Source organism: Streptomyces sp. AC627_RSS907, assembly GCF_019049165.1.
In genome coordinates this window covers 1-556 of the sequence record NZ_JAGMUE010000464.1, presented here as the reverse complement: position 1 = coordinate 556, position 556 = coordinate 1, and the positions used below count along the sequence as shown (strand labels likewise).

Here is a 556-nt window from a genome sequence, read left to right as displayed (position 1 = left end):
GGGTCGCGTCGGGCCGGGTCGGGTCGGCCCGGGCCGCCTCACGGCGCGTCGGTGAGCCGAGGCCGCAGGTGGTCGTAGGCCCAGGCGGCGAGGGTGGTGGGGGTCGTGGTGTGGACGGTGCGGGGCTGTTCGGGGACGAAGTCCTCGCGCAGGCCGGTCGACATGCCGAGCACGGCCTCGACCGCCGCGTCGGTCATCCCGATCCCCCGGAGCTGGGCGCGCATGGCGTCGTCGGTGATCCGCTCGACGCCGACGGGCCGGCCGGTGACCTCGCTGAGGATGTCGGCCACCTGTCGCCAGGTCAGGTCGGCCGGTCCGTGCACCGCCCGCACGCACCGCCCGGACCAGCCGGGCGACAGCAGCCGCGCGACGGCGACCTCGGCGATGTCGCGCGGCGCCACCCAGGGCATGGGCGCGTCGAGCGGCAGGATCACCTGGAGGGTGCCCGCCCGCAGGGCGTCGAGTTGGAACTCGAGGTTGCTGAAGAAGTAGCCGCAGCGCAGGTGGGTGACGTCGACGCCGGTGTCGTCCAGGGCCACTTCGGTGTGGGCCAGGC

Annotated in this window: 1 pseudogene; it reads right to left on the bottom strand. The window is 75.0% G+C overall.

What is annotated here, in order from left to right:
- Window positions 1-38: 38 nt before the first annotated feature.
- Window positions 39-556, bottom strand: a pseudogene (locus KUM32_RS36480) (NmrA family transcriptional regulator); the annotation flags it as partial.